Annotated in this window: 8 protein-coding genes; 1 reads left to right on the forward strand and 7 read right to left on the reverse strand. The window is 32.5% G+C overall.

Features of this window, described 5'->3' with window-relative positions:
* Positions 1 to 221: 221 nt before the first annotated feature.
* Positions 222 to 785, reverse strand: coding sequence for a beta-class carbonic anhydrase (locus COE53_RS23275; RefSeq protein ID WP_025568922.1), 564 nt, complete (start codon positions 783 to 785; stop codon positions 222 to 224).
* Between the two features lie 274 nt (positions 786 to 1,059).
* Here COE53_RS23275 and COE53_RS23280 point away from each other — a divergent pair, with 274 nt between their 5' ends.
* A complete protein-coding gene (locus tag COE53_RS23280) occupies positions 1,060 to 1,884 on the forward strand; it encodes an aldo/keto reductase (protein WP_069033262.1) in 825 nt (274 codons plus the stop codon).
* Between the two features lie 79 nt (positions 1,885 to 1,963).
* Here the strand turns inward: COE53_RS23280 and COE53_RS23285 are convergent, their stop codons facing one another.
* The 6 genes from COE53_RS23285 to COE53_RS24220 all read right to left on the reverse strand — a co-directional run.
* Positions 1,964 to 6,055 (reverse strand): S8 family serine peptidase, encoded by a 4,092-nt coding sequence (locus COE53_RS23285; RefSeq protein ID WP_098948785.1) that lies wholly within the window; start codon positions 6,053 to 6,055, stop codon positions 1,964 to 1,966.
* 330 nt (positions 6,056 to 6,385) lie between these two features.
* Positions 6,386 to 7,030 (reverse strand): alanyl-tRNA editing protein, encoded by a 645-nt coding sequence (locus tag COE53_RS23290; RefSeq protein ID WP_025569041.1) that lies wholly within the window; start codon positions 7,028 to 7,030, stop codon positions 6,386 to 6,388.
* A gap of 121 nt (positions 7,031 to 7,151) precedes the next feature.
* The gene (locus tag COE53_RS23295; RefSeq protein WP_091024331.1) at positions 7,152 to 7,613 is read right to left on the reverse strand and encodes a hypothetical protein; all 462 of its coding nucleotides are present in this window, start codon (positions 7,611 to 7,613) and stop codon (positions 7,152 to 7,154) included.
* 200 nt (positions 7,614 to 7,813) lie between these two features.
* Complete coding sequence (locus COE53_RS23300) at positions 7,814 to 9,202, reverse strand: HAMP domain-containing sensor histidine kinase (RefSeq protein WP_091024329.1); 1,389 nt, start codon at positions 9,200 to 9,202, stop codon at positions 7,814 to 7,816.
* Between the two features lie 14 nt (positions 9,203 to 9,216).
* Positions 9,217 to 9,885, reverse strand: coding sequence for a response regulator transcription factor (locus tag COE53_RS23305; RefSeq protein ID WP_056471929.1), 669 nt, complete (start codon positions 9,883 to 9,885; stop codon positions 9,217 to 9,219).
* Positions 9,886 to 10,162: 277 nt separating this feature from the next.
* A partial coding sequence (locus COE53_RS24220; RefSeq protein ID WP_218962891.1) for a hypothetical protein occupies positions 10,163 to 10,345 on the reverse strand: 183 nt, incomplete at its 5' end.

The raw sequence follows: 10,345 nt of genomic DNA on the forward strand, positions 1-10,345 counted from the left end.
GTGCTCGACTCCTATGGGATAAGCGGGAAGGCTGAGACCCCGCAGGCTTGCCGAGGAGGCTAAAGAACCTCGCCCCATGGAAAGCGAGCATCCTGTAGTGGAAATCAACATCACTCTACTCCTTTACGAAAATTTGGTAACTTAATTGAAAAGGGTCTTTTTCAACAACATAAAAAAAGTTATCCTACTTAAAGGATAACTTTTTTGTTTATCTTATATCGTTATTCAGCAGTTTTTTCATCTCGATGAACTACTTCTAACTTCCCTGTATGTGGGTCAATTACTAGACCATGAATTTCAACCTCTTTTGGAACAAGTGGATGGTTTTTAATAATTGAAACACTGTGGTTAACACTGTCGTATACATTCGAAAAACCAGTTAACCATTTATCTAAATCTAGACCTGAAAACCCTAAAATTTCAAGGTTTTCTTCTTTAATTCCTCGTTCAACCATTTTTTCTTTTATTCGTGTAGGATTTGTATTCCCCATTCCACACTCATGGTGACCGATTACTAATACTTCTTTAGCCCCAAGTTCATAGATTGAAACTAGAATACTTCTCATAACTGAACCAAACGGATGGGCAATAACTGCACCAGCTGTTTTAATCATTTTCACGTCACCGTTTCTAATATCAAGAGCCTTTGGTAAAAGTTCAACTAGACGTGTATCCATACAAGTAACAACTACTACCTCTTTATTCGGAAACTTTGAAGCTGTGTATTGCTCATATTCCTTATTTTCAACAAACTTCTTATTAAAATCTAAAATCTGATCTAACATCTAAATTTCCCCTCCAAACAAAAATAAAGAGCATTTTTCCTATACTTATATTGAAGGAAAAGCTCAAAATATACAACCATTTTGCACTCATTTATAGTATTATTCTAAAATTATGTTTTCATTTATACCGTTTTATTTTTATTTTTTAATATGGAAAATACACACCTAATCGAATTGCTTTATTATTATTTCCCTATTAATTTAGATCAAATTTTTTTATTTTTAAAGTTTATATTGTACACTAGATTTAGTCTTTAATAAGGAGGGAATTAAAATGAAGTTTGAACATTCTATTGCATTACATAATGGAGTTAAAATGCCTCAATTAGGTTTAGGTGTGTGGCGTGTGTCACCAGAAGATGGTGTAGATGCTGTCCGAACAGCTATCGAAATAGGTTATCGTCATATTGATACTGCAGCTGTCTATCAAAACGAAGAGCAAGTAGGTGAAGCAATTCGCCAATCTGGTGTTGCTCGTGATGAACTTTTTATTACAACAAAAGTTTGGAATGCTGATCAAGGGTATGATTCAACTTTAAAAGCACATGAAGAAAGTCTTAAAAAATTAGGCTTGGACTATGTTGATCTTTATTTAATTCACTGGCCAGTAAAAGAAAAATATTTAGATACATATAAAGCATTAGAAAGACTTTACGATGAAAAGCTTGTGCCAGCAATTGGTGTTTCCAATTTTCATGTCCATCACTTAGAAGATATTGCAGCTCATCGTAATATTAAACCAATGGTCGATCAAGTCGAATTACACCCAATGTTTCAACAAAACGAATTACATGAATATTGTCATAAAAACGGCATTGCATTAGAAGCATGGAGCCCATTAATGCAAGGTGGCGAAGCTTTAACAAATCCTGTTATAAAAGAGATTGCGGATCAATATGGTAAAACAACTGCCCAAGTTATCATCCGTTGGCATTTGCAACGCAATGTAATCGTAATTCCTAAATCAATTACACCTTCACGAATTCAAGAAAACTTTGAAGTATTCAACTTCGAGCTTTCATCAAATGATATGCAACAAATTGCTACACTTGATGCAAATAAACGTGTAGGTCCAGACCCTGATAATTTTGATTTTTAAGAAGCTGGATTAAATAATTAGAAATTCAGATGATTTTTTAAAAATGGCTACCTCATTGAAAGGTAGCCATTTCCATTATTTAAATTCCAAGTTCTCCTTTAATTGTATCTATTGTTTGCGTTTTGTATTTCTTCTTCGGAATTGGTGCATTTTGGTTCGATGGATTTTGTTTTAAGTAATTTTTTTCTACGAATTGGAAATCTGTCGCGTTTACTGTTCCATCATTATTTATATCTGCACTTCTTTTATTTGTTCCCCAATATGTTTGAATATAAAGCGCGTCATAAACATCGATTACGTCATCCCCATTTACGTCTCCTGCAGTTGCTTTGTCGCTAAAGTATTGTAATGTCTGTCCCCAAATCGTACCATTCTTATCTAATCCGATCGGGATTTCACGCTTCACCGTAAAATGACCTGGTACTTTTAATTCCCAAGTAAACGATTTAGTCGTTAATGGTAGATTAGAAATTTTGTAATCGCCATAACTTACTAGAGAAGATGAGCCATCGTATACTTTACCATTTCCATCAATCACTCGAACAGTTGCACCAGAAGTTGTCCAATTCCAATTTCGATTATAAATTGAAGCCTCTGCACCTAATGTACCAAATACTTCAGAGAATGTTGGTTGGATCAACCATTCCATACCAGCTGAAGAAAGTGTAATTCGATTACCTTGATCATTCGTATAAGCAATTATTGGATTTACAGGTGCACTCACCGCAAATGTTGTACTCTTCACCTTTAATTTTAGGTTTATAGCAGGTATTTTTCCACTAACTGTTTTCGCTTCATCTAAAGCAAGCTTTACTTTTGAATTATTTCCAGACGTTTCAACAGTTACTGTTGCGCCTAAATCCTTCAATGCTTCATTTGCTTTCGCATCTAAAACCTCGAAGTTTTGACCTATATTATTAAGCGTCCATTCAGCTGATTTCAGATTTTGAACATTATTTAAAACAAACGTAGCATTAACCGTATCTCCCATTTTCACATTTACATTGTCAGTCTTCACATATCCGTAAGGCGACCCAGCTTTAACAAAGTAATAGTTTTTCTTTTGTGTCGTGTTATTTGCACCATCTAATCCATTTAAAGTATAGGTTAAGAGTGTACTTGATTCGTTCATTGGTACACTTAAGTCGATTTTCCCATCTACTCCTACAGGAAGTACAGGATTGAAGTTACCATTAACTGAATAGTTTACTTTGTTAATTGATTGATCAACTTTCATTCCGAATTCATTCATATTTGCAACTTCTTGATCAGTTACATTCACTTGAACAGGAATTGTTTTCTGACCTGGTTGATATTCTATAACAGGTGACTCATTTCCATCAAATGATGTCGACATTGTCGGGATATTATTGTCTATATATAAATCATTATAGTTAACGAATACTTTATCTCTAGCGCTCGTACCAATTATTTTAATTCGATATGGCCCCGGTTTTACATAACTTAATGTCGGCGAAATTGGCTGTGTTGTATTATCAGTATAAGCATGGTAAGTACCATTAAAGAAAGCACTTAGTAAATAATTTGTCCCATCGTATGACGAACTTAGATCAATTGTTCCAATAACACCTAAATCATTTCCTGTCTTTCCATCTTGTAATACGATGTCCATTCGTTTCATAGGTGATTTAAAATTAAAAATCATATCAATAAATTGATTTGCACTAAAGCTACGTTTCACATGTAAAAATGAAGGTGACATTGATTTATAAGATAATGTCGTTGAATTGAATCCTTCCTCTGTCGTGCGAACACTAAAAGGAATTCGATATTGTTCATTCTTGTCATCTTTATTTGTTACAATAATATACCCTTCATAAATTCCTGCCTTAGCATTTGCTGGAACAGATATAGAAACAGGTATTTTCTTCGTATCTAGAGATTGAACTTTAATTTCTGTAGGTATACTTACACTGACACCGTTTTCGCTAGCATTCAGGGAGCCATTAATACCTGTTTGAAAGTTAACATCTACATTAAATTTCTTTAGTTTATCTTCCACATTTGTAAAGTTTACTTTCTTTTCTACTAAAATATCTTCATTTGCATAGTGACTACCAAAGCTAAGTCCACCTGTTAGTTCTTTTACTTTTAAGTTCTCACCATTTAGAGGAAAAACTGTTTCATCTTGGACTTGTATTTTCATTCCAGTATGAACAGCCCTATAAGGATCTACACGACCTGCACCTACATCAAAGACACTATAGCTATCTGCTAAAGGCTTAGCAGTATTCATTAATATCGTTTTTATGTCAGCAGGTTCAAGCGCTGGATTTGCTTGAAGTAATAAAGCAGAAATACCTGTAACATGAGGTGCTGCCATAGATGTACCTGACATACGAGAATAAGCGTACTTATAATTTGTTTGGTCGTTTTTATAAATCGAATAAGCAGGCACGCTTGATAACACACTTACACCAGGAGCTGTAATTTCTGGCTTCATATCGTAATTACTTCTAGAAGGTCCACGTGAACTGAAGCTAGCAAGTTTATCTGCATCTGTATTAACTTCTTTCAAATCTTTAAAAGTCAGTTTAGTATGGCCGGCTGCTAATTTTGCTTTAAAATCTAAACCTTGTTCATAACTCATTGAAAATGCAGGGATAAAGTTTTGCTCCTCTTTTACGAATTGTGATGGGCCAGCGTTTGGAATATTACTATAAGCAATGATTGCACGTGCTCCGTGATTTTTTGCATAGACAGTCTTGGATTGCGTACCAATTACACCTGTACTTACAAAAACAACTTTTCCAGCTACGTCTTTATTTAAATAATCAGAGTCATTTCCAACCCCTAAGTCTACTACATCTAAAGTTTGACCGTTAAAAACTTTTAAGTCTGAAACAAAATCATTATAGAGAGTACTTAATTGAAATGGTGTTTCTATTCCGTTAAGAACACCTGTATATTTAGTAACTGGAATAGGTGCACTACTTGCTCCTACTGTTAATGCAAGTGCTGCAGCCCCTGGTGAACCTAGTGTATAAGAGTTCGGTCCGCTATTCCCCGCTGAAACTGATGCCGTCACACCGTTAAGTACAGCATAATTTATCGCTGTGCTAGTCGGATACATTGGATCATTAATGTTTGCTCCTAGAGAAAGATTAATAACATCCATTTTATCTTCAACTGCTTTTTCAATTCCAGCTAAAATATCTTCCAATTCTCCAGTCCCATAAGGTCCTAAAACACGATAAACAAAAAGGTCAGCATCAGGTGCAATTCCCTTAACAGCCACACCACCAGTATTTTTGGCTCTACCTGCAATCGTTCCCGAAACATGCGTACCATGACTTGTATAGTAAGGTGAAAGATTTTGATCAGTCTCAGGACGACCAGATTTTTTCCAATCGTCATATGTAGTTTCCATCGGGTCTGGATCATTATCTACTAAGTCATATCCTCCTTTAAATGCATCCTTCAAATCAGGGTGATTATAATCAACTCCTGTATCAATTACGCCGACTTTTACCCCTTTGCCTGTAATCCCTTCTTCATGTAGCTTATCTACACCTAAAAATGGTATACTCTCTATTCTTTTAATTGAATCTTGTTCTTCTGTAGAATCCGGAGTTTCTGGTGGATCTATAGAAAATTCAACACTTTTATAAACAGCTTGAACTGAATCAGATTTTAATAGTTTTTCAACTTCATTCGCTGGTAGTTTCATAGAAACCCCATTGTAAACAGTATCAAATGAACGAGTAATTTTATATTGATCCCTGCCGCTTTTCTCCTTAGAAGCTGGTAAGATTTTCGCTAAATCTTCTTCAAAGGCAGTATGATCATGTTTAACCCTATTCTTCGCCTCAGTGGAAGTTAAAGATTTCCCTTCTAATGCAGATTCAAGAATAGCAACCTTTTCAGGCTTGGATTTGAATTCGACAATAACAGATATATCAGAACTACTATTTAAGTCCTTTTTATCAAATCCTTGTAATCCATAGCTCTCCATCGATTTTAGCTTCGTTAAAGCATCTCTTTGTTCTTGGGTCAATGAGGCTAGTATTTGTTCAGATGATTTGCCATGTATAGTTGTTGCAGATACATAGTCTTTTTGACTTGTTGGTAATAACATTCCCAAAAATATGGCTGCTGCTGCAGAGCCTTTTAACACTCTACTAAACTTTTCAATTTTTGATCTCTCCACCTAATCCCTCTTTTCTAATGAATAACGTTTGTTCTCGTCCCTACTAAAACTACATTTACTAAGTAATCGCATACCAGAATATTGATATACATTACTCTGACCCATTAAATTTAATTATAATTTTTTCTAATATTCGGTCAATTGGGACATTTTTATCTATATTTTTCAAGGTTTCCGCCGTTTTCAAGTTATTTTCGACATATTTCTACCAAATAATTGTGCTGATTTATTAAAAGTTCTGGATTTTATAAAAAATTACAAAAAAAAAAAACGATCCTAACAGTTTTCACACTAGCCTTTAGGTTCGTTTTTTAGATTCAAATATTCTATTTAGATCATCAAATAAATTTCTATCCGTTCTTTCCCACCTCCTATATTGTTTCGTTTTAACTTTATTCCTTTAATTTCTCCTGTTCGCTTAATATGTGTCCCACCACACGGAACTTTACCAAAGTCTTTAATTTCCCAATATCTTCTTTGATTTTCTGGGTCATCAAACTCACTAAATATTTCTAAATCTGCTCCAATGAGCTCCTTTGCTTTTGTCTCTAAAAGTGGGAATGTTTCAGAGATTTTTCCATCCCAATAGAAATCAATTCTAGCTTTATCACTAGTAATATTTGCACCAATTTTTTCAGGATTATGATAGTTTTGATACATTAGCTCCAAGATGATTTCTGCAGCAAAATGTAGCTTCATAATTCGATATCGTTTCTCCCAATCGATTTCAATCACTACTTCTTGTCCTTTTTGAAGGTCATGATTTTCTGGTAAAGTGTAGATAATATCTAATCCGTCCTTCTTAGCTTCAATCACCTCATAATGACCAATTCTCCCTGAATCTGATTGTTGCCCTCCCGAAAAAGCATAAATAATGGTTTCGTTTAAAGTAACATTCCTGCCATCTACTTCCGTAACAATTGCAGTAGTTTTTGAAAGATAAGGATCTTCCCAAAATAATTTTTTTACTCCCATTGCTTTACTCCTTTTTCATTTTTGATTATGAATTTTGTTTCCACTAGCTGAACCCTTTTATAGTTAGTAAAAAAGGAACAATTTCTATAAATTGTCCCTCTACTAAATTAATCCATATAATTTACTTTGTTACAGCTTCACTACCTTTTACTAATTCAATACGTATTTTTTTCAGCCCATCTTTTTCATCAACATATGTACTTAAACTCCAGTTTGCTGCAAGTGTATGTTTAATTAGATTAATTGCTTCTTCAGATAAATAAATTCCTTGAATTGCAGTTCCCATATCTTCATAATCTTTTTCAACTTCAATGCCAAATTTATATCTTAGTAAAGTCATTAATGATCCTTTTGTTAAAAATTTGATTTGATAGCCATCATTAACAATTTTATTAAAATTTTCTTCATTGTTTTTGTACAGTTTTATTAATGTTTCCCAGTCAGGAAAACCATTACCATATTGATTTAAAAACTCGAAATTCTCTTCTTTCACAGCGTTTATTAACTGAATGTTTTCTACACCAGCACTACGTAAACTTTCAATCATAATTGCATTATTTATAGCAATGCTTACAAAGCTCATCTTTCTTCTCCCTCCGAATTAAAAGAATTTTCATTTTATTCAACTTTACCATAAAACAAGGCACTAAACTATTAAATTGATGTGACACCAAGTTAGAGAATAGGGAATGTTTAGTGAACTTTATTGAAAAAAAAAACCACAAGATTTTGTAACACATCTTGTGATTTTCTTCTTTTGGAGAATTTAGATACACATTTTATCTAAATAGTATTTAATGTGATGAAAGCAGTTGTGCCTTCTCCATTTTTACTTGTAATTTGTAGATTGCCACCATAGTTTTCAATTAGGTCTTTTGCGATTGATAAGCCTAAACCATTACCGCCGTTAGCTCGACTTCTCGCTTTATCAGCTCGATAAAATCGGTCAAATATATGATTAATATCTTCTTCTTTAATACCGATTCCGTTATCTATCACTTTGATTTCAATCTTGTTTGCAACTTGTGCTGTAGTTATATCGATAATGGTATGTTCTTTACTGTATTTAACTGCATTATCAAACAAAATAATTAATATTTGCATTAAATGTTCTCTTGCAATATTTGCTTTATCGACAATTTGATTAGGAGTGTGAAAGTGAATTTCCAAATCTTCATGTAACAGCTGATAATTGTTTATGATCTCATTTAATACTTCATCAATATTTGTTGGAGCATACTGTTCGATCTTTTCACTATTTTTTTCTAGCTTCGTTAACTGTAGAAGCTCATTCGTTAAAATAATCATTCTGTTTGTTTCATTAATACATGTATTTAATGAGTTTTCTAAAACAGTTTCGTCTTTTTTCCCCCAGCGATTAACAAGTGATAAGTGACCATGAATGATTGCTAAAGGTGTCCTTAATTCATGAGAAGCATCTTCAACAAAACGCTTTTGTCTTGTAATTGAAGCCTCTAACTCATCCATCATTTTGTTAAAAAGTAGACCGAGTTCAGACAATTCATCATTTGTTTCTCCTACAAAAACTCGCTCTTTTAATTGATTATTTTTTATTTTAATCATTGTTTGATTTAAATTTTTAATAGGATTTAATATTTTTTTAGATAAGAAATAACCGCTTAAAATACTTAAAATTAACGAAATGGTTGTTCCTAGAATGAGAATCATGAATGATTCTTTAATTAATTTCGAAAAGATTTCTACATTCATTGCAACTTCTAAAACACCATCAAAATTCTTATAATGTAACAGCTTACTATTAATTAAAATTTCTTGATTGTGTAGTCTATATTTTTGGATTTTACCGAAGTCTTTTTTATTAATATGAATTTTAGGCATCGTTCTTGAAACTGTAAATATTTCTTTTCCATCTTTATCGATTAATCGAATCATCTCATTATTTTGTATAATTTTTTCAAAATATGATTTGTTTTCTGCAAAAGAAGCCGCAGTAGGTCGTTTCGTTTTATATTCTTCATCTAAATAAGCTGACGTATCATATAATCTCTTTTCAATACGATGTTGCTGCTGATTCATGACTGACATTTGAATCAAAGCACTTTGAATAAGATTACATAATGTAAATATGACAAACATAAGCACAGCGATTGTAATTGTTATTTTCCATCTAATCGAAAGCTTATTTAACAAGGTAAGATCCACCTCTACATCCTCATTACATACCCAGTACCCCTTACAGTGTGAATATAGGTATTATTTTTATCATCTAGTTTTGTTCTTAAGTAGCTAATATAAACATCCACTACGTTTGTTTCAATTGTAGAGCCATAGCCCCATACAGTTTCTAATAAAATTTCTCTAGTTAATACACGATTTACATTGCTCATTAATAAATACAATAAATCGAATTCCTTTTTCGTTAAATCAATGATCGCTTCATCTTTTTTAACAACTCGAGCTGCAGAATCTAATGACAAATCTTTAAATTTTAAGCAGTGTAAATTTGTTGAACGATCGATGCGTCTAAAGATTGCTCGCATATGAGCTAAAAGTTCTTCAATAACAAATGGTTTTGAAATATAATCATCTGCACCACTATCTAAACCAGAAATACGATCAAAAACACTATCTCTAGCTGTAATCATAATAATTGGTGTATCTTTATGCGCTCTAATTCGTCTACAAACTTCAATACCACTTAAATTAGGAAGCATTAAATCAAGCAAGATTAAGTCAAATTCTTGGTCGATTGCTAGGTTTAAACCGTCTCTTCCATCATTTGAAATATGAACTTCATTTCCTTCATACTCTAACTCTAATCGTATAAAATTTGCTAATTCTTTCTCATCTTCTATAATTAATATTTTTTTCATATATTTTATCCCTCATTTTTTTTATAATAACATCTATAAAATTATTATTTGTATTGTATAAGGATATCTGTTTAAGATGAAAATGGCTTTATGAATATTTTAAAATTTAATTAGAGTTTTATTAGAAATTTTTAATAGTTTATCTTAATAATCTTGATATTACTACCTATTGTGTACATTTTCTAATAATTTCACTTAAAAACGATTAAAATTTATTTAAGAAAAGTCCAAAAGCTTTCCAAAAAATATGGTATAAGCTTTTTTATTTTAGGCTATTTTATGTAATTTTTGAAGTTATTTTCTCAATGTTAAAAAAAATGACTTTAGTATTTACTAAAGTCATTTCACACTGTTGAAAAACTTCCTTGTCAATTAATTTACCAAATTTTCGTAAAAGGAGTACAGTGATGTTGATTTCCACTACAGGATGCTCGCTTTCCATGGGGCGAGATTCTTTAGC

Origin of the sequence: Bacillus sp. AFS029533, from assembly GCF_002585125.1 — a bacterium.
In the GTDB taxonomy this organism is placed as follows: domain Bacteria; phylum Bacillota; class Bacilli; order Bacillales; family Bacillaceae_G; genus Gottfriedia; species Gottfriedia luciferensis_B.

What these genes read in the sequence shown, in the direction of transcription:
- COE53_RS23305 (WP_056471929.1), bottom strand. Translation starts at nt 9,885, where the DNA reads ATGAAAAAAATATTAATTATAGAAGATGAGAAAGAATTAGCAAATTTT.
- COE53_RS23280 (WP_069033262.1), top strand. Translation starts at nt 1,060, where the DNA reads ATGAAGTTTGAACATTCTATTGCATTACATAATGGAGTTAAAATGCCT.
- COE53_RS23275 (WP_025568922.1), bottom strand. Translation starts at nt 785, where the DNA reads ATGTTAGATCAGATTTTAGATTTTAATAAGAAGTTTGTTGAAAATAAG.
- COE53_RS23290 (WP_025569041.1), bottom strand. Translation starts at nt 7,030, where the DNA reads ATGGGAGTAAAAAAATTATTTTGGGAAGATCCTTATCTTTCAAAAACT.
- COE53_RS23295 (WP_091024331.1), bottom strand. Translation starts at nt 7,613, where the DNA reads ATGAGCTTTGTAAGCATTGCTATAAATAATGCAATTATGATTGAAAGT.